This window comes from Rhodococcus sp. MurmanLake-1, from assembly GCF_056945715.1.
In genome coordinates, this window is the sequence record NZ_JBWZNF010000001.1 from 941,849 (window position 1) to 959,976 (window position 18,128).

The 18,128-nt window shown below is 63.3% G+C and carries 18 protein-coding genes; 7 read left to right on the forward strand and 11 right to left on the reverse strand.

Annotation, left to right across the window (positions count from 1 at the left end):
* Positions 1-10: 10 nt before the first annotated feature.
* Positions 11-958: an NAD(P)/FAD-dependent oxidoreductase gene (locus AC2ETI_RS04305; RefSeq protein ID WP_060938676.1), complete on the reverse strand. Its 948-nt coding sequence runs from the start codon at positions 956-958 to the stop codon at positions 11-13.
* A 65-nt stretch (positions 959-1,023) separates the two neighbouring features.
* Here AC2ETI_RS04305 and AC2ETI_RS04310 point away from each other — a divergent pair, with 65 nt between their 5' ends.
* Entirely contained in the window at positions 1,024-1,608 is a 585-nt protein-coding gene (locus tag AC2ETI_RS04310; RefSeq protein ID WP_483633598.1) for a helix-turn-helix domain-containing protein, read from the forward strand.
* A 36-nt stretch (positions 1,609-1,644) separates the two neighbouring features.
* Here the strand turns inward: AC2ETI_RS04310 and AC2ETI_RS04315 are convergent, their stop codons facing one another.
* From AC2ETI_RS04315 to prfB, 7 genes are all read right to left on the reverse strand, one after another.
* Entirely contained in the window at positions 1,645-2,514 is an 870-nt protein-coding gene (locus AC2ETI_RS04315; protein WP_483407283.1) for an EamA family transporter, read from the reverse strand.
* Entirely contained in the window at positions 2,511-2,984 is a 474-nt protein-coding gene (smpB, locus tag AC2ETI_RS04320) for an SsrA-binding protein SmpB (RefSeq protein ID WP_003942330.1), read from the reverse strand. Before smpB ends, AC2ETI_RS04315 begins: the two co-directional genes overlap by 4 nt.
* 76 nt (positions 2,985-3,060) lie before the next feature.
* Complete coding sequence (ftsX, locus tag AC2ETI_RS04325) at positions 3,061-3,966, reverse strand: permease-like cell division protein FtsX (RefSeq protein WP_003942367.1); 906 nt, start codon at positions 3,964-3,966, stop codon at positions 3,061-3,063.
* A gap of 81 nt (positions 3,967-4,047) precedes the next feature.
* Entirely contained in the window at positions 4,048-4,728 is a 681-nt protein-coding gene (gene ftsE, locus AC2ETI_RS04330; protein WP_020969258.1) for a cell division ATP-binding protein FtsE, read from the reverse strand.
* Positions 4,729-4,799: 71 nt separating this feature from the next.
* Positions 4,800-5,282: an Rv3103c transmembrane domain-containing protein gene (locus AC2ETI_RS04335; RefSeq protein WP_483633599.1), complete on the reverse strand. Its 483-nt coding sequence runs from the start codon at positions 5,280-5,282 to the stop codon at positions 4,800-4,802.
* Positions 5,279-6,163: a mechanosensitive ion channel family protein gene (locus AC2ETI_RS04340; protein WP_019747849.1), complete on the reverse strand. Its 885-nt coding sequence runs from the start codon at positions 6,161-6,163 to the stop codon at positions 5,279-5,281. Before AC2ETI_RS04340 ends, AC2ETI_RS04335 begins: the two co-directional genes overlap by 4 nt.
* Before the next feature lie 22 nt (positions 6,164-6,185).
* A complete protein-coding gene (gene prfB, locus AC2ETI_RS04345) occupies positions 6,186-7,292 on the reverse strand; it encodes a peptide chain release factor 2 (RefSeq protein WP_003942364.1) in 1,107 nt (368 codons plus the stop codon).
* Between the two features lie 133 nt (positions 7,293-7,425).
* On the opposite strand from prfB, the gene AC2ETI_RS04350 reads away from it, so the two are divergent.
* The 3 genes from AC2ETI_RS04350 (at position 7,426) to AC2ETI_RS04360 (ending at position 10,392) form a co-directional block, all read left to right on the forward strand.
* The gene (locus tag AC2ETI_RS04350; RefSeq protein WP_283309207.1) at positions 7,426-7,920 is read left to right on the forward strand and encodes a beta-class carbonic anhydrase; all 495 of its coding nucleotides are present in this window, start codon (positions 7,426-7,428) and stop codon (positions 7,918-7,920) included.
* Positions 7,921-7,939: 19 nt separating this feature from the next.
* Positions 7,940-8,722, forward strand: a complete 783-nt coding sequence (gene hisN, locus AC2ETI_RS04355; protein ID WP_283309208.1) for a histidinol-phosphatase — start codon at positions 7,940-7,942, stop codon at positions 8,720-8,722.
* A 137-nt stretch (positions 8,723-8,859) separates the two neighbouring features.
* Positions 8,860-10,392: a multicopper oxidase family protein gene (locus AC2ETI_RS04360; protein ID WP_483633600.1), complete on the forward strand. Its 1,533-nt coding sequence runs from the start codon at positions 8,860-8,862 to the stop codon at positions 10,390-10,392.
* On the opposite strand, the gene AC2ETI_RS04365 is transcribed toward AC2ETI_RS04360, so the two are convergent.
* Together AC2ETI_RS04365 and AC2ETI_RS04370 are read right to left on the reverse strand one after the other, a co-directional pair.
* Positions 10,386-11,024, reverse strand: coding sequence for a response regulator (locus tag AC2ETI_RS04365; RefSeq protein ID WP_019747845.1), 639 nt, complete (start codon positions 11,022-11,024; stop codon positions 10,386-10,388). The genes AC2ETI_RS04360 and AC2ETI_RS04365 overlap by 7 nt on opposite strands.
* The gene (locus tag AC2ETI_RS04370) at positions 11,021-12,127 is read right to left on the reverse strand and encodes a sensor histidine kinase (protein WP_283309331.1); all 1,107 of its coding nucleotides are present in this window, start codon (positions 12,125-12,127) and stop codon (positions 11,021-11,023) included. The genes AC2ETI_RS04365 and AC2ETI_RS04370 overlap by 4 nt, the downstream gene beginning before the upstream one ends.
* 142 nt (positions 12,128-12,269) lie before the next feature.
* On the opposite strand from AC2ETI_RS04370, the gene AC2ETI_RS04375 reads away from it, so the two are divergent.
* From AC2ETI_RS04375 to AC2ETI_RS04385, 3 genes are all read left to right on the forward strand, one after another.
* Complete coding sequence (locus AC2ETI_RS04375; protein WP_024487214.1) at positions 12,270-13,718, forward strand: acyl-CoA dehydrogenase family protein; 1,449 nt, start codon at positions 12,270-12,272, stop codon at positions 13,716-13,718.
* 27 nt (positions 13,719-13,745) lie between these two features.
* The gene (locus AC2ETI_RS04380) at positions 13,746-14,951 is read left to right on the forward strand and encodes an acyl-CoA dehydrogenase family protein (protein WP_003942363.1); all 1,206 of its coding nucleotides are present in this window, start codon (positions 13,746-13,748) and stop codon (positions 14,949-14,951) included.
* 173 nt (positions 14,952-15,124) lie between these two features.
* On the forward strand, positions 15,125-16,759 hold the full coding sequence (locus tag AC2ETI_RS04385; protein WP_019747842.1) for an acyl-CoA synthetase: 1,635 nt from the start codon (positions 15,125-15,127) through the stop codon (positions 16,757-16,759).
* 6 nt (positions 16,760-16,765) lie between these two features.
* On the opposite strand, the gene AC2ETI_RS04390 is transcribed toward AC2ETI_RS04385, so the two are convergent.
* Positions 16,766-18,094: an amidohydrolase family protein gene (locus AC2ETI_RS04390; protein ID WP_113682994.1), complete on the reverse strand. Its 1,329-nt coding sequence runs from the start codon at positions 18,092-18,094 to the stop codon at positions 16,766-16,768.
* Positions 18,095-18,128: the final 34 nt, after the last annotated feature.

The window sequence follows — 18,128 nt, forward strand, 5'->3', positions numbered from 1 at the left end:
TACGCACAATTCAACTGCGAAGCGCGAGTGCAACCTCGAGGTCGTCGTTGGTCAACATCATGTTGATCCCCGCTCCAGCCTTCGCCCCGGCGGCTGCGGCCATGATGACCTGGGCACCCGGGTCGACGACGTTGCCCGCAGCGAACACGCCGGGCACGCTCGTCGCCCCCATCATGTCGACTGTGACGAAATCGCCCATCATCGTCTCAGCGCGCTGCGCGCCGAATGCGCGCAAGATCGCATCGTTGGGGTCCATCGTGAGAGCGCCACCGACAAAGACCGCCGAACGCGCGACCACAGTGCCGTCGGCCAACCGCACGCCCACCAACCGATCATCCTCGACGACGGGACCAGCGACCTCACCCTCGACGATCGAAATATCGCGAGCTGCAAGCTTTTCCCGATCTTCGGAACTCAGTTCGGTGATTCGATGGAGGAAGAGAACTACGTCGTCCGACCACTGGCGAACCATGAGGGCCTGGTGCATCGCAAATTCCGCGCTCTTGGCGATCACGCCAAGCGGCTGATCGCGCACGCTGTACCCGTGGCAGTACGGGCAGTGCAACACGTCGCGGCCCCAACGCTCGCCGAAGACTTCGAGTTCGTCCGGCAGGCGGTCCGTCAGACCCGTTGCAACGAGGACCTTGCGCACCTGAATCTTGCTGCCGTCAGCCAGTTCTACCGAGAACTTCTCGCCGTCCCGTGTCACGGAGACAACGGTGCCGTCATGGAACTCGCCGCCGAATTTGCGGACCTCACCTCGCCCGATGGTCAACAATTCGGCGGGGTTCATGCCGTCGCGGGAGAGGAATCCGTTCATGTGATCGGCGGCCGCGTTCCGTGGTGATCCGTTGTCGAAGACGATCACGGACCTGCGTGCCTGACCAAGGATGAGTGCGGCGTTCAGCCCTGCCGCGCCGGCTCCGATTACTGCTACGTCGAATGAGTTCTGCGTCATGAATCCAGAATGACAAGAGATCGCATTCTTGACAAACACTGTTGCCACTTTGGCAAAATAGATCCATGACCGAAACATCGTTCGAAGCCGTTCTAGCCGGCATCGGCCCTCGCCTACGTGCGTTGCGCCAGCAGTCCGACATGACCCTGGCCGACCTGTCGGAGACCACCGACGTCAGCGTCAGCACACTCTCGAGACTCGAATCCGGTACTCGCCGAGCCAACTTGGAGTTGCTGCTGCCGATCGCCAAGGCACACGGCGTCCCGTTGGACGACCTGGTGAACAGCAAGATCAAGGACCCCCGCGTTCGAGAAGAACCGCGAACGGTCGGATGCATGACGGTCATTCCGCTGACCAGTCAGCCCGGCAACCTCCAGGCCTACAAGATGATCATCTCCCCCACCGACGACGATCGCGAACCGGGATCCCACGAGGGCTACGAGTGGGTCTACGTTCTGTCCGGGCGCATCCGACTCCAACTCGGCGACCGAGATTTCATCATGGGGGCAGGTGAGGCCGCCGAGTTCGACACCCACATTCCGCACCGCATCAGCGCTGCCGACGGCCGACCTGCGGAGGCGATCAGTCTCTTCGGGAAACAGGGCGAGCGTGTTCACCTACGCGCAGCGCCGGCCGACAGACGCGGCTGAAACACTAGGACTGAAAACGCTGGAACTCGAAAGAATCTAGGCGCCCGCGACGGCAATCATGCCGACTGCCGCCAGCGCCAACAGCATTCCCGCTTGTTGCACGCGGCTTACCCGCTCGCCCAGCATCACCATGGCGAGCAGAACCGTCGCAGCCGGATACAGCGAACCGATCACGCTGACCAGTGAGAGCATTCCGCCTTGGAAGGCGTAGATCATCGTCCCGTTCGCGACGACGTCGAGGACGCTGACGTACACCGCGAGTTTGAGTGGCTCGCCTCGTGGGAGAACGAAGTGACCGGCCGCCAGCGCGACCAACCACACCACGACGGTCGCTGCGCCGCGAGATACGGCCAACGCCCAAAGCCCGCTGCCCTCGCCGATCTGGTGAAGTGCGATGAACGAGAGAGCAAATGCGCCACCGCTTCCGACGGTCAGAAGCGCCACTTGCCTGGTGAAGCGGAGAGTGATTCCGCCGGCAACCTCACCCGCGGTGTCGTCAGGCGACTCGCGGCTGACCAGGACGACGGCGACCAGCGCGACGGCAATACCCAGGTACGCGATCAACCCCGGCCGCTCACCGAATGCGAATCCGACGAGGACCGGAATACCCGCCACCAGAACAGCTGTCAGCGGCGAGACCACCGACATGGGGCCAGTTGCCAGCGCGAGATAGAACCACCACACCGCCAGACCACTCGTGACGCCCGCGATCGCGCCCCAGATCAAACCGTTCAGCGTCAGCGTCCCGGAAACGAAAGGTGCTGCGATCAGAACGATGACGAGCGAGAGCGGATACGAGACGATCACCACACGCAGTGCGGCAACTCGTCGTGATGCAACTCCCCCGACGAAGTCGCTGACTCCGTAGGCAACTGCCGCCACGAGGGCAAGCAGGATGGAGGTCAGCGCATGCCCTTGATACGACGACCGAGCTCGCGAGTCACCTCGCGCTCGGCGGTCCGCTTGGCCATGTCCTGGCGCTTGTCGTAGTCCTGCTTACCCTTTGCCAGCGCGAGTTCGACCTTGACCTTGCCGTCGTTGAAGTACATCGACAGCGGAACCAGTGTCTGGTTTCCCTCGCGGGTCTTGCCGACGAGGTGCTCGATCTCACGCTTGTGCAGCAGGAGCTTTCGGGTGCGACGCGGTGAGTGGTTGTTCCACGTGCCTTGCGTGTACTCCGGAATGTGCAACGAGCGCAACCACACTTCGCCGTTGTCCACGGTGGCGAATGCATCAACGAGCGACGCCTTGCCTTCACGCAGACTCTTGACCTCGGTCCCGACGAGCGCGATACCGGCCTCGTAGGTGTCGATGATCGTGTAGTTGTGGCGTGCTTTGCGATTGGTCGCAATGACCTTGCGGCCCTTTTCCTTCACTGTCCGGGCCTCTCAGTCCGCTGTCTTGCTGTCGAATGGTTCTTGCTGTTCCAGCATAGAAGCTCGTGCAAACCGATTATTCGCGGACGTACAGACGCAGTGTCACGTACGCCGTCACCGCGGCCATTCCGACGCCGGCAAGTACGAGGATCGGCGAGACGAACAGCACGTCACTGTTGGAGATCCGCGCCACGATATTGGCTTCGTAGACATCGGACAGGACCCCGTCGATGAAGACGTTCTTCGCCGTGAACAGTCCGGCAATGGCGAGCACCGCACCGATCAAGGCCGCCACGACGGCTTCGAGGAGGAACGGAAGCTGGGTGTACCACCGCGTCGCGCCGACCAACCGCATGATGTTGACCTCGGTACGACGCGTGAACGCGGCGATCTGGACCATGTTGGCGATCAGCAGGATGGCCGCGATCGCCTGGACGATCGCGATCGCGAACGCTGCGTTGCGCACTCCACCGAGCACACTGAACAGTCGGTCCACCAACTCGCGCTGATTGAGCACACTCTCGACGCCGGGCCTCGAACCGAAGGTGTCGTTGATGACGCCGAACCGCTCCGGGTCACTGAGCTTGACCTTGAACGACGCCGGGAAGCTGTCCGGGCTCACCAGCGCTGCCAGCTCGGGCTGGTCCTTGAACACGCGCTCGGTGGCGTCCTTCACGGCGTCTTCGCGGTTGAGGTACTGAACCGCGACGACGGACGGAGTCTGCTCGAGTTCCTTGCGCAACGAACTGCAGATCTCCTGCTCGCAACCGGGATCAGCCGAAGAGATGTCGTCGGTCAGGAAGATCTGCACCTCGACGCGTTCGAGGAAGATCTGCTGGGTCTTGCCTGCCATCTGCACGACCAGCAGACCACCGCCGAAGAGACCGAGGGAGATCGCCGTCGTCAAGATCATGGCGATGGTCATCGTGATGTTGCGGCGTAGGCCGGTCAGTACTTCGCTGAAAATAAAGCTGGCGCGCATCGGGGAATCCGATTCCTTTTCGAGAGGCCGGTTGTTTCACGACAACCGGTGGGCGTACGGGACGTGTGGTCGTAGTCGGCGCTACCTGCCGACGCCGTACACACCCCGCGCTTCGTCTCTGGTCACCTTGCCGAGATCGAGTTCGATGACGCGTCGACGCATGGAGTCGACGATGTGGTGATCGTGGGTCGCCATCACGACGGTGGTGCCTGTGCGGTTGATCCGCTCGAGCAGCAGCATGATGTCCTGGCTCGTTTCGGGGTCCAGGTTGCCGGTGGGCTCGTCGGCGAGCAGCACGAGCGGGCGGTTCACGAATGCGCGGGCGATGGCGACGCGCTGCTGCTCACCGCCGGAGAGTTCGGTGGGCAGTCGATCGGCTTTGCCGGCCAGACCGACCATGTCGAGAACCTCGGGCACAGTGCGCGCGATGACGTTGCGGGGTTTGCCGATGACTTCCAACGCAAAGGCGACGTTCTCGGACACCGTCTTCTGCTGAAGCAGGCGGAAGTCCTGGAAAACACAGCCCATGCTCTGGCGAAGCTTCGGCACGCGGCGGGCCGCCAACTTGTTGACGTGGAAATCCGCCACCTCGATGTCACCGGACGTGGGCGACTCCATCTTGAGCAGCAACCGCATGAACGTCGACTTGCCAGAGCCGGAGGGGCCGATGAGGAAGACGAACTCCCCCTTCTCCACCTCCACGCTGACTTTGTCGAGCGCCGGCCTGGTGGAGGCCTTGTAGGACTTCGACACATTCTTCATGCTGATCACAACTAGCCAGTCTAGCCGTTATCTAACGGTGACCTTGGCGCCACGCGCGAGCACCCTCGTCCTTATCCGGTACCGGTGGTCGCAGGTGACTGTGGCACCGACGTCGGTGCCTGCATTGCCGCACCAGGTTGCGGGACGGTCGTCGTCGCAGGAGTCGTCGGCACTATGGTCGCAGACTGTTCGGCGTTTCCCGGAGCAGGCGCTGGACCAGAAGTCGGCGTCGGAGAACCGGAGCTGCCCGTACTCGATTCCGAGGACGGAGCCTCGGAGGTGGTCGTCTGCTCGGTCGAGGACGGCACGGGGGTCGTCGTCGACGGTTTGACCGATGGAGCGATGTACGGCTCGGTGACTGACGTGTCGACGCTGGGCGGCGGAGTTGCTGCCGTTTCTTCCGGATTGAGGTACGTGTGCAGCAGATACGTGAGGATCCAGGCGACCACGAGAATGAACGTCGAGGTGCGCATCCGGCCACCGAAGATCCGTGACGGAAGCCAGTCCAGGTGAATCAGGCGGTCGAGTCCGCGGCGCGGTTCCTGATCGGTCATTCGCTCGCCTCCTCGGTCCGTGCGGTGTGCAGATCCGGTGACACCGTGATCCCCTGACGTCGCAGTGCTGCGGCGACGCGGACACGAAGTGCTCGCCCGACCTGGAATTGTTTGCCAGGCAGCGTGCGCGCAACCATCCGCACGTTGACCTGATCGACCTCGAGGCTTTCGACGCCCATGACAGTGGGCTCGTCGAGCAGCAGTTTCTTGAGTCCACGGTCAGCCATCGCGTCGACTCCGACCTGACGAAGTACCTCGTTGACCCGGGTGAGGTCGGCAGTCGCCGGAACCGGAACGTCGATGACGGCGCGTGCCCAGTCCTTGGACAGGTTGGTCGCTTTCACGATCTGGCCGTTGGGAACGGTGATGACCTCGCCGTCGGAGTTTCTCATCCGCGTCACGCGCAGGGTCACGTCCTCGATGACACCTTCGGCGTCGTCGGAGGAGCCGGTGATCGCAAGCCGGACGGTGTCACCGAAGCCGTACTGGCGTTCGGTGATGATGAAGAAACCGGCAAGAATGTCCTGCACGACGCGCTGTGCACCGAAACCGAGCGCCGCACCGAGAACAGTTGCCGGCGCCACGAGACTGCCGATCGGCAAATTCAGTTGGTCGAGAACCTTCAGCGTCGCGATCACGTAGATGAACGTGATGACCACCCAGGTGATGACCTGCGCGACCGAGTGGCGATGCTTGGTCGCCTCGGAGCGAACCAGCGCATCGCCCAACTGATAGTTGGAGTCGATCTGGTCGGTGACCTTGTTGCCGCCCCAACTGACCAACCGGGCGAGAATCATCGCGCCGAGCACGGTCATGAGGACGGACAAACCGGTGGTTTGAAGCCAATCGAGCAGGTTCTGCCCAGGTCGAAGTAAAGTCATCGTGCCTTTCGGTATCCGAACGCTATGCGGACTGGTTCTCGCTCATGCGCCAGCGAATGCCGGCCTCGAGGAACCCGTCGATGTCGCCGTCGAGCACTGCCGACGGGTTGTTGACCTCGTACTCGGTACGCAGGTCCTTGACCATCTGGTACGGATGCAGAACGTAGGAACGCATCTGGTTGCCCCACGAGCTGCCGCTGTCGCCCTTGAGCGCATCCATCTCGGCGCGCTCTTCCTGACGCTTGACCGCGAGCAGCTTGGCCTGCAGGACGCGCATCGCCGACACCTTGTTCTGGAGCTGCGACTTCTCGTTCTGACAGGTGACGACGATTCCCGTCGGGATGTGTGTGAGTCGAACGGCGGAGTCAGTGGTGTTCACGGACTGGCCACCCGGACCGGACGAGCGGTAGACGTCGACGCGGATGTCGTTCTCGTTGATCTCGATGTGGTCGGTCGTCTCGACGACCGGCAGGACCTCGACCTCGGCGAACGACGTCTGGCGACGCCCCTGGTTGTCGAACGGGCTGATTCGGACGAGCCGGTGGGTGCCCATCTCGACGGACAGCGTTCCGTAGGTGTACGGGCCCTTGATCGCGAACGTCGCGCTCTTGAGTCCGGCTTCTTCGGCGTACGACGTGTCGTAGACCTCGACGCCGTAGTCGTGCTTCTCCGCCCAGCGGATGTACATACGCATGAGCATCTCGGCCCAGTCTGCGGCGTCGATACCGCCGGCGCCGGAGCGGATGTTGATGAGTGCGTCGCGCTCGTCGTACTCGCCCGACAGCATGGTCTTGACTTCCATCGCCGCGATGTCGTCACGCAGGCTCGCTCGCTCGGCGTCGGCATCGGCCACCGCGTCGGGGCCTTCGTCTTCTGCCAGTTCGTAGAGGATCGGCATCTCGTCGAGCCGCTCGCGCAGTGCAACGATGCGGCGAAGCTCCGCCTGGGCGTGGGAGAGCTGGCTGGTGACCTGCTGGGCGTGTTCCTGGTCGTTCCACAGACCGGGGTCGGCCGCCTGGTGCTCGAGCTCGTCGATGCGTCGGCGCAGCTCCTCGACGTCCACAACCGATTCGCAGGTGCGAAGGGTGGTGTCGAGGGCGTTCAGGTCTGCAATTACGTCGGGATGCACGGTTCTCAAGGCTACCGGGTGCCGACCTGGGCTCTGCTGTGCGTCACCCTGTCCGCTCCCCCGTGCGTCACCTATTGGGATCACCGCGACTGGAAGCCTTGCCAACCAGGGTCCGAGGGAACCTACTGGAGTGATGACTGTCACCGACGAATACCTGCAGAACAACGCCGCCTACGCCGAGCAGTTCACCGGTCCGCTCCCCCTCCCACCCAGCAAGCACGTTGCCGTTCTCGCCTGCATGGACGCCCGCATCGACGTCTATCGGGTGCTGGGGATCCAGGAAGGTGAATCGCACGTCATCCGCAATGCGGGTGGAGTCGTCACCGACGACGAGATCCGATCCCTCGCCATCAGCCAGCGTCTGCTGGGAACTACCGAGATCATCCTCATCCACCACACCGACTGCGGAATGCTGACGTTCACCGACGACGACTTCAAGCGATCCATCCAGGACGAGATCGGCGTCAAACCAAACTGGGCTGCCGAATCGTTCCCCGACATCGACGAGGACGTCCGTCAGTCGTTGAAGCGCATCGAGAACAGTCCGTTCGTCACCGCGACGACCTCCCTACGCGGATTCGTCTTCGACGTCGCCACCGGAAAGCTGAACGAAGTCCTCCCCGTTTGAGCCGGTAGGTTGTGTACCCGTGACCGATCGCGCATCCGACCTCGCACTAGCCCTCCGTATCGCCGACGAGGCTGACGCGATCACTCGCGCCCGCTTCGGTGCGCTCGATCTTCGAGTCGACGACAAGCCGGACCTCACCCCTGTCTCGGACGCCGACCTCGCTGTCGAGCGTGCAGTGCGCGCGACACTCGGTGAGCACCGACCGGAGGATTCCGTACTGGGCGAAGAATTCGGCGGCGACGCAGTCTTCGAGGGCAGGCAGTGGGTGGTCGACCCCATCGACGGGACCAAGAACTTCGTCCGCAACGTACCGGTGTGGGCCACGCTGATCAGCTTGCTCGAGGACGGCGTCCCCGTTATCGGCGTCGTGAGCGCACCCGCCCTGAATCGGCGATGGTGGGCTGCAACAGGTTTGGGCGCACATACGTCCTTCGGGGACAGTGATGCGCGGGCGATCCAGGTATCCGCCGTCGATCGCAGCGAGTCAGCGAGCCTGAGCTTCTCGAGCCTCTCGGGGTGGAAGGACCGCGGAATTCGCGATCAGTTCGTCGAACTCACCGACCACGTATGGCGCGTGCGCGGTTACGGGGACTTCTTCTCCTACTGCCTAGTGGCCGAAGGCGCCGTCGACATTGCTGCCGAACCCGAGGTTTCCCTGTGGGATCTGGCAGCGCTCGACGTATTGGTCCGTGAGGCCGGCGGCGCGTTCACCGATCTGGTCGGCGGCGCAGGTCCGCACGGCGGCAGCGCGGTCGCCACCAACGGACTGCTGCACGAAGACGTTCTAGCCCGCCTGCGGTAACCACCCGGATACCAGAACATCCCACCCGCCGCAAGGGTCCGAGGGAGGAGTTCCGACAGGCCCGTCGGCAGGATTCAGCACGACATCTCGGCCCGTTGACTGGAAGTAGTTGATCACGCACTACTTCCAGGAGAACGATGAACCGGATTTCCAGGCGCACGATTCTGTTCGGTCTGGCCGCAGCGCCCCTCGGGCTCGCGGTGGGCTGCGGCGCCGACCCGGCAGCGAAGAGCGCCACGTTGGCGGAGGCCGGAACTTCGCGTCCGCTACCGATTCCGCCGCTTGCCGAATCCACCGTCGACGACGCAGGTGTTCGCCACTTCACACTTCGTGCCGGTGCCGGGACCACCGAGATCGTCGCGGGAAAACTCACCGACACTTGGGGTTTCAACGGATCCATTCTGGGGCCCACCGTCCGCGCCGAACGCGGAGAATCTGTCGCATTCACGATCGACAACACACTGGCAGAGCCCACGACCGTCCATTGGCACGGCATGCATCTGCCCGCCAGATACGACGGTGGCCCGCACCAGACCATCGAAGCCGGCGGACGCTGGGAACCGGCGTGGACGATCGGTCAGCCGGCGTCGACGCTCTGGTATCACCCACACCCGCACGGATCCACCGAACGGCACGTGCAGCGCGGTCTTGCCGGACTGTTCCTGATCGACGATGCCGACACCCGGGCGTTGGACATCCCCAAAACCTATGGTGTCGACGATGTTCCGCTGATAATCCAGGATCGTCGATTCCTCGCCGACGGCAGCTTCGACGAATCAGATCCGACCGACATCGGCCTGCTCGGCGACACGATCGTCACCAACGGCATCTCCGACGCCTACCTCGACGTCACCACCGGGGTCGTCCGGTTGCGCATCCTGAACGGCTCTTCCGGCCGTCTCTACAACCTGGGGTTCCCCGACGACCGCACGTTCGATCTGATTGCCACCGACGGCGGACTGCTCGAATCACCGATTGCGATCAAGCGGATTCAGCTCAGCCCCGGCGAACGAGCCGAGATCGTGGTTCGCGTCGACCCCGGTGCGACGACCACACTGGTGTCGTTCCCGATCGAGGACGGCGGTGGCGTGAGTTCCTCCGACGCCGAGAACTTCGGCATGACCGACCGCTTCGACATCATCGAACTGCGGGGCGTTGCCAGCCGCGCGTCACGGTCGACTCTCCCGGCGCAGTTGGCCGTACTACCGCGTCTCGATCCGTCGAAGGCAAGCGTTTCCCGAACCTTCGATCTGCAGTGGTACATGATCAACGGGCAACGAATGGACATGAACCGCATCGACTTCGAGGCCGAGGTCGGCGCGACCGAGGTGTGGACGATCACCAACAAGGACAACTGGCCACACAATTTCCATGTCCACGACGTACAGTTCCAGATCCTCGACGTCGACGGTCGCACTCCCCCGCCGCACTTGCGCGGACTCAAGGACACCGTCTACACACCGCCGGGCAGCAGGGTTCGCGTCGCACTGCAGTGGTCCGAGTACACCGATCCCACGTTCCCGTACATGTTCCACTGCCACCTGCTGATGCACGAGGACCAAGGGATGATGGGCCAATTCCTCGTCCTCGAGCCGGGACAGAAGGCGGCTCCGATGCAGATGGACATGCCGATGGACATGCCGATGCCTGGTTCGCACTCCGGTCACTGAAAGTTCTGCAAGTGGTACACAGCGAGGCGAACCCGATTGTCGCAACCGGTCTTCGACATCAGGTTCGCCACGTGCGTCTTCACCGTGGTCACACCCAGATGCAGTGAGTCTGCGATCTCCTGATTGCTCTTCCCTTCTGCCACCAGTGTGAGGACCTGCGATTCGCGATCGGTCAGCGGAACCCTCTCTGTCACCGCAGTGTCTGCGATACCACCGATCACCGCTCGATCCACAACGCGGCGGAGAAGTTCCGGAGTGAACACCATCTCGCCCTCGGCGACCCGCCGAATGGCGCCGAGCAGCTCGGCGGGTTCGGTATCCTTGACGAAGAACCCCGAAGCCCCCGCGGCGAGTGCGGGATACAGATGATCGTCGTCGTCGAAGGTGGTCAGCACGAGAATGCGTGCTCGACGACCGGCCTTGACGATCTGCTGCGTGGCACCGATCCCGTCCAGCCCGGGCATTCTCAAGTCCATCAGAATCACGTCGGGATCCAATTCGGCAGCGAGTGCTACCGCCTCGACGCCGTTCGACGCCTCACCGGCCACGGTCATGTCCTCGGCTGCAGCGCACAGCATCCGCAAACCGGCGCGCACCAGTCGCTGGTCGTCGACGATCAGCACGCTGATCACGAGACACCGCCCGAGACAACCAGTGGAATACTCACGTGCACTTCCCATTTCCCGTCACTGTTCGTGCCGGCGGTCATCTCGCCGCCGACCAACTCCGCGCGCTCCCGCATTCCCACCAGGCCATGACCTGCATTCCGGGGCGATCCCTCGACGTCGTTGACAACCCTGACATGCACCCGGTTGTCATCGCGACCGACCGAGACCGATACCAGCCCCTTCTTGTCGCCATGCTTCATGACGTTGGTCAGTGATTCCTGAATCACCCGCAACAACGTCAGCCTCCCGATCGCGTCGAGATCGGCTGCGCCTGACTCGACATTCTCCTGGGTATCGAAAACCGACTGCACCTCGAAACCTGCCGCACGCACACGATCTATCGCCGCACCGATTTCCGCGTCTACGGCATCCGGCTCGACCAGAGCGACCTCACCGAGCGAAGGATCACGAAGTGCGACCAGAAGCCGACGGATATCGGCCAACGCATCCGACGCCGTCGCACGCACATCCGCGAGGACCTCACGCACGGCCTCGTCCTGGGGCGCCAAGACATGTTGAGCCACGCCGATTCTCAGGACGATCGATGCCATGTGGTGTGCAACCAGGTCGTGCAGTTCGCGGGCGAGCGCACTGCGCTCCGCAGCGCGGGTCTGCGCAAGATTGTTCGCGGCCAATTCACGCTGCGAGCGCAGATACAGTCCGAGCAGCAGTGGCAACCCCACGTACGCAAGCACTTTCACAGCCGTGGTGACCGAGAAGAATGCTTCGTGAGATTCGAACCAGATCCCCGCGAGCACCGAACCGCACCATCCTGCTGCCGATACGGCAACCATTTCTCTGCGCTCGGCCCGCATCGTGACGTCGACGACGGCGACAGCCCCGAGATACGGAACAAGTTCGGACAGCCCCCAGGCGTCGGCGACGAACATCGGAACGGCGAGCGCCGAGATGGCCAGGGACGCGAAGACCGGCCATCGACGGCCGGCGACGAAGGCGAGCGCCGACAGCATCGACAGCATCCAGTAGGTGACGGGAACTCGATACTCCCCCGGATACGTGCTGGCGATCAACAGGCACGGGACCACCACCAACGGCGCGTAGCGCATATATCGCTGTATCCGATCTGGCACCTCTGTCCGGCTCACCCCTCGAGCCTATGACGCGCATCATTTCGCGGTTTCTCGACAACAGACCTTACTGATGAGTAAGATAAAAATCGTCCAACGCCCCAACACCGAGAAACAGCTGGTGATCATGACCAAGCAAGACAGTGTTGCCCCCGACAAGAGCGCTCAGCGCAGCGAATCGGGCGCGCAGCGCGGCGGCGCCAAGGGTGCGCCCCGCGACACGTCCGCCGTCGGCCTGAACCCGATCAAACGCGACGCCATGGGCGCAGCCATGCGTGTGCTTACCAAGATCACCGGTTCGGAACTGGCCGAGAAATTCAATCTGCGTCAGACCATCGATCGCGTGACCTACGAGGGCACCAAGACGGGCTTCAAAACCCTGGGTGCCGCCACTCGAGGATTCCAGAAGGTCTCGGGCAACGGCGCACCCAAGCGCCTGCCCGACAACCCGAGCAAGAACGCCGACTACTTCGATCTCACCCCGGACGACGACCAGAGGATGATCGTCGAGACGGTGCGTGAGTTCGCGGCCGAAATCCTGCGTCCCGCGGCCTACGACGCCGACGGCGCAGCTCAGGCCCCCGCCGATCTCTCCAAGCGCGCGGCCGAGCTCGGTATCACGCTGATCAACGTTCCCGAAGAACTCGACGGAGCAGCCGCCGATCGCGGCGCAGTCACCAATTCTCTTGTTGCCGAGGCACTTGCGCACGGAGACATGGGACTTGCACTTCCGATCCTCGCACCGAGCGGTGTTGCAGTTGCACTGACGCAGTGGGGCACCGACGCGCAGCAGAAGACCTACCTTCCGGCCTTCACCGGCGAGCAGGTCCCCGGCGCAGCAGTGGTGGTCAACGAACCACGCGCACTGTTCGATCCGTTTGCCCTGCAGACCAAGGCAGTGCGCTCCCCCAGCGGCTACAAGCTCAACGGCGTCAAGAGCTTGGTGCCCGCCGCGGCTACGTCCGAACTATTCGTCATCGCCGCGGAACTCGACGGCAAGCCGTCCTTCTTCATCGTCGAATCCGACACCAAGGGACTCGTCGTCGAAGCAGATCCCAGCATGGGTCTGCGCGCCGCCGGCCTGGGTCGCCTGATCCTCACCGACGTCGCTGTGTCGGAGTCCGCGCTGCTCGGCGACGGTGACGCCGAGCAGCGCAAGGCCGAATACGCCGACGCGATTCGCCTGGCTCGCCTCGGTTGGGCGTCCATGGCCGTCGGCACCAGCCAGGCAGTTCTCGACTACGTGATTCCGTACGTCAACGAGCGCGAAGCGTTCGGCGAGCCGATCAGCCACCGCCAGGCGGTTGCCTTCATGGTCGCCAACATCGGCATCGAACTCGACGGACTGCGTCTGGTCACGCTTCGCGGCGCTTCACGCGCCGAGCAGGGCTTGTCCTTCGCTCGCGAATCCGCTCTGGCCCGGAAGCTGGCTTCCGAGAAGGGCATGCAGATCGGCCTCGACGGTGTGCAACTCCTCGGTGGACACGGGTTCACCAAGGAACACCCGGTCGAGCGCTGGTACCGCGACCTCCGTGCCATCGGCGTTGCCGAGGGCATCGTCCTCATCTGACGCCGCTGAACTTCCAGGAGAACCACGATGATCAACCTCGAACTTCCCAAGAAGCTCAAAGCATCAGCGAACCAGGCACATCAGGTCGCGGCGCAGATCTTCCGACCCATTTCACGTAAGTACGATCTCGCTGAGCACGAGTATCCCGTCGAGCTCGACACCATGGCCGCCATGGTCGAAGGCCTCTCCGATTCCGGTGGAGACATCGGCGGTGCCAGCGGCGGACGATCCGACGCGAGCGCCAAGGGTGGCAACGCCAACGGCGGCAACATGTCTGCGCTCCTCAACTCGCTCGAAACATCTTGGGGCGACGTCGGACTCATGCTCTCGATCCCCTACCAGGGGCTCGGCAACGCCGCGATCGCCGCAGTGTCCACCGACGAACAGCTCGAACGTTTCGGCAAGGTGTGGGCCTCGATGGCCATCACCGAACCGAGCTTCGGTTCCGACTCCGCCGCAGTGACCACCACCGCCGTTCTCGACGGCGACGAGTGGGTTCTCAACGGCGAGAAGATCTTCGTCACCGCCGGTGAGCGTTCGACGCACATCGTCGTGTGGGCGTCGGTCGACAAGTCGAAGGGCCGAGCGGCCATCAAGTCGTTCGTCGTTCCGCGTGACGCACCGGGCCTGAGCGTTGCTCGCCTCGAGCACAAGCTGGGCATCAAGGCCTCCGACACCGCAGTACTCCTGCTCCAGGATTGCCGCATTCCCGCGGACAACATCCTCGGCAGCCCTGAGGTCAACGTCGAGCAGGGCTTTGCCGGCGTCATGCAGACGTTCGACAACACCCGGCCCCTCGTTGCAGCCATGGCCGTCGGCGTCGGACGCGCAGCTCTCGAAGAACTGCGCGGCATCCTGACCGAAGCCGGTGTCGAGATCTCCTACGACACACCGGTCTACAACCAGCATGCAGCTGCAGCCGAGTTCATCCGTTTGGAAGCCGACTGGGAGGCCGCGTACCTGCTGTCTCTGCGCGCGGCGTGGATGGCGGACAACAAGAAGCCGAACTCGCTCGAAGCGTCCATGTCCAAGGCGAAGGCCGGCCGCACCGGCACCGACGTGACGCTCAAGGCAGTCGAGTTGGCCGGCACTTACGGCTACTCGCAGCGCCCGTTGCTCGAGAAGTGGGGCCGCGACTCGAAGATTCTCGACATCTTCGAGGGCACCCAGCAGATCCAGCAGCTGATCGTCGCACGCCGCCTGCTCGGAAAGTCTTCCGCCGAACTGAAGTGACGGTCGAACTGAAGTGACGGTCGCACAGACCCGATCCCGAAACACTCCGCCCCGCCACCTTTCGAGGTGGCGGGGCGGACTGCTCGGTCGCCATCGTGAAACTTCACCACCGAAACCTGATTGCCCATTAGTGTGTAATCAGTCCTACAACGACGCTCGGAAGAGGTTCACGTATGCCCGGATTGGTCACCAAGGTCACTGACACCATCGGCGCGGCGGGGGTCATGTTCCGAGCCGGACTCGTCCCGTTCCCTCGCCTCGATCGCGGGCTCAAATCCATTGCAGCCGTGGACAAGTACGGACCCTTTGCCGGTCCGGTCCATGCACACGCCGAGAACGGCTACGACGCGGTGGCGATCATCGACGAGCGCGGACCCATCACCTATGCCGAGCTAGAGCGTCAGAGCAACGCGTTGGTCCGGGCGTGGCAGGCCGACGGCATCACGTCCGACTCGGTCATGGGTGCGATGTGCCGTAACCATCGAGGCTTGGTCCTGACCATGCTGGCGGCAGCGAAGAACGGAACAAAGCTCGTTCTCATGAACACGGGCTTCGCACGGCCCCAACTCGTGGACGTCGCCGCGCGTGAGAAGGTGGTCGCCTTTGTCTACGACGACGAGTTCGCGGACATCGCCGATGCCTTGCCGGAAGACGTCGTCGTCTATCGTTCCTGGCCAGAGGGCACGGCCGCGGACGGTTCCACGGCAACTACTCTCGACGAGGCCATCGCCGGACGCACCACGTCGTCGGTGCCGGCACCCGAGAAGAACGGTGGCTTCGTCCTCCTCACCAGCGGCACAACGGGAACTCCCAAAGGCGCGCCGCGTGGCCACACCTCCCCTCTCGCGTCGGCACAGTTCCTCGACCGCGTGCCGTTGCGCCGCGGACAGACCATGATGATGGCGGCCCCCGCCTTCCACGGAACCGGCGTCTCGCAGTTCGCTCTCGCGTTGGCGCTCGGCCAGACCGTCGTCATGCATCGAAAGTTCGACCCGGAGAACACGATCAAACTTGTCGCACAATACAAGTGCGACAGTCTGGTCGTGGTCCCGACGATGCTCACTCGGATCATCGACCTCGGTCCCGACGTGCTGTCCAAGTACGACACGTCGAACCTGAAGATCATCTTCTCGGCAGGTTCGTCACTCTCACCCGATCTGTGCAAGCGAGTCACGGCCTCGTTCGGCTACGTCCTCTACAACCTGTACGGATCCACCGAGGTCGCGGTGGCGACAGTCGCGACTCCCGAGGATCTGACCATTGCGCCGGGAACCGCGGGCCGCGCGCCGGTGACCTGTCACGTCGAACTGTTCGACGAGAACAACAAGAAGATCACCACCCCACACACGATCGGCAGAATCTTCGTCGCCAGCGGGCTGAGCTTCGAGGGATACACCGACGGGCGTGACAAGGAACGTATCGACGGACTTCTCTCGACCGGCGACGTCGGACACTTCGACGCCAACGGCCTCCTCTTCGTCGACGGCCGCGACGACGACATGATCGTCTCCGGTGGCGAGAACGTCTACCCGCTCGAAGTCGAGAACCTGCTCGCCGATCGAGAGGACGTCTTGGAAGCGGCAGTCATCGGAGTCGAGGACGCCGACTTCGGGCACCGCCTGCGAGCGTTTGTCGTCGTCGCCCACGGCGCCGACCAGAACTCCGACGAGCTGAAGGATCACGTCCGGTCGAATCTCGCGCGCTACAAGGTTCCCCGCGAGATCGTCTTCATCGACGAACTTCCCCGCAACGCCACCGGAAAGCTGTTGCGCCGCGTCCTGATCGAGATGGAGATCAGCGAAGACTGAGCACAGTCACAAAGCGCTGAGCGTCCGGATCAATTCCGCCTCGTCGACGCGAGTGGAGTGCCCGTCGCGGAGCACGACCTCGCCCGCAACCAACACCGTGTCCACGATCTGACGACTGCCCGTCGTGAGAATGGACGCGCCCGGATCTCGCACCGGGAGGCAACCGAAGTCGCGTTCGAACCGAATCATGGTGAGGTCGGCGGGATCGCCCACGGAGATCCCGCCAGACCTGGCCGGCAGACCGAGTGCTGCGTTCGCACCGCCGGATGCGATGTCGATCATGGCTTCGAAGCCGAACAGGTCGGCGCGGCCGCGCGCGGCTCGCTGCACGTAGGCGCCGGTGCGCAGAGTCTCGAGCATGTCCTGAGTGTCGTTGCTGGCTGCGCCGTCCACACCCAACCCCACCGCGATCCCCGCGTCGAGGAAACTCGGGACGGGCGCGATTCCGCTACCGAGGCGCATGTTGCTGACGGGGTTGTACGACACTCCGACGCCGCGCTCCGCCAGCACCTTCTGACCACGGTCGTCGAGTTCGACGCAGTGGACCGCCAGCACCCGGTCCCACAAGAACCCATGGGAATCGAGGTAGTCGACCGCGTTCATGCCCGCGTGTTCGGTACACATCGTGTTGTCGGTCTGCGTCTCGAGCAGGTGAATCGAGACCGTCAGGTCGCGAGCCTGCGCGAACTCACGCACTTCCGACATCCCGTCCGGGGTCAGCGAACGTGGGTTCGGTACCGCGACTGCCACGTCAATGCGGGAACCGGCGACGTCGCGCATCATCTGATCCGTATGTGCGAGAACATCTCCGAGTGGTTGCATGAGCCGCGGATCGAAGCCCCACTTCCTCGTCTTGTCCGCCCGGTCTGCGGTTCCGCGTCCCAGCACCGCACGAATCCCGGTGTCGTGCAACGCCCGGATCACAGCGTCGTGAACCTCGCTGGACGGGTGCGGCCACATGTGTTCGACCAGGGTCGTCGTACCGCTGCGCAATGCCTCCAGCGAGGCTGCGACAGTGGCCGTGTATGCGCGCTCGGGAGTGATCTGAACCGACTCTTCTGCGACCGCGAGTAGCCATTCGAGAAGCGGTGTCCCTTCGGCGATCCCCCGCATCAGTGACTGCTGAAGGTGCGTATGGGTGTTGACGAACCCAGGGATCAGATACGCCCCCGATCCGTCCACACTTCCAGGTGTGGCGGTGCCGGTCGACTTCTCGATCGATTCGACCACCCCATTCGAGACGACGACGTCGCGGCCGGCCAGCCATTGCCCGCCGCTGTACAACGTCACGTCCCGGATGATCGCGTCGGTCATGTTCTTGGGCGCGGTAGTCATCGCCAGTTCTCCTGAAAGTGTGTGACGGAACGGA